Source organism: Arthrobacter sp. H14 (assembly GCF_000520495.1).
Classification (GTDB): domain Bacteria; phylum Actinomycetota; class Actinomycetes; order Actinomycetales; family Micrococcaceae; genus Arthrobacter_C.
In genome coordinates, this window is sequence record NZ_KI914671.1 from 17,120 (window position 1) to 17,865 (window position 746).

Annotated in this window: 2 protein-coding genes; both read left to right on the forward strand. The window is 68.4% G+C overall.

The genetic code is table 11. From position 1 onward, the window contains the following. The coding region (locus Y707_RS31600) for a TVP38/TMEM64 family protein (RefSeq protein WP_162150232.1) at nt 1-523 on the forward strand (523 nt) is incomplete at its 5' end. Next, nucleotides 516-746: CDP-alcohol phosphatidyltransferase family protein (locus Y707_RS0115945; RefSeq protein WP_026535823.1), on the forward strand; the 231-nt coding region annotated here is incomplete at its 3' end. The genes Y707_RS31600 and Y707_RS0115945, both read left to right, overlap by 8 nt.

Below are 746 nucleotides of genomic sequence, written 5' to 3' on the forward strand. Positions count from 1 at the left end.
GCGCTGGCTGGACCGTCCGTGGATCACGCCCGACCGGCTTACCGGGCTGAACCTGGTCCTCGGCCTGGTCAGTGCCGTTCTTGCGGCCTCGCAACAATGGCTCCCCGCGCTCGCGGCATGGTTGCTGTGCAGGGCGGCCGACGGCGTGGATGGACCTTGGCTGGGACGCCTTCTGGGCAGGGAAGCGGTCGAGAAGTTGACCGGAACCCGGGTGGACAAGGTCGATCGTGTGCTCCGTCGTCGTGGTTTCGCCGCTGTCATCGGTGTCCGGCTGGTGCCGGTTCTGCCCTTCACCGCCATAAACTACTCCGCCGGTCTGACCTCGCTGGGATGGCGGCCGTACTTCCTGGGAACCGGTCTCGGCATACTGCCCGGGACGATCAGCTTTGTCGCGCTTGGCGCTTACGGGCTGGGTTTTGGCTGGCAAACCAACCTGGCCGCCGGCGTGCTGGGAGTCCTCACCCTTGCCGGCGTCTTTTTCGCTGTCCGTCGCGGGCGCAGGGAGAAGGCGGACGATGTTTGACGCCCGGCTCCGCCCGCTGCTCTCACCCGCGCTGGACACCGTTGCGCGCTGGCTGGACCGTCCGTGGATCACGCCCGACCGGCTTACCGGGCTGAACCTGGTCCTCGGCCTGGTCAGTGCCGTTCTTGCGGCCTCGCAACAATGGCTCCCCGCGCTCGCGGCATGGTTGCTGTGCAGGGCGGCCGACGGCGTGGATGGACCCCTGGCGCGCCGGCGGTCCCAA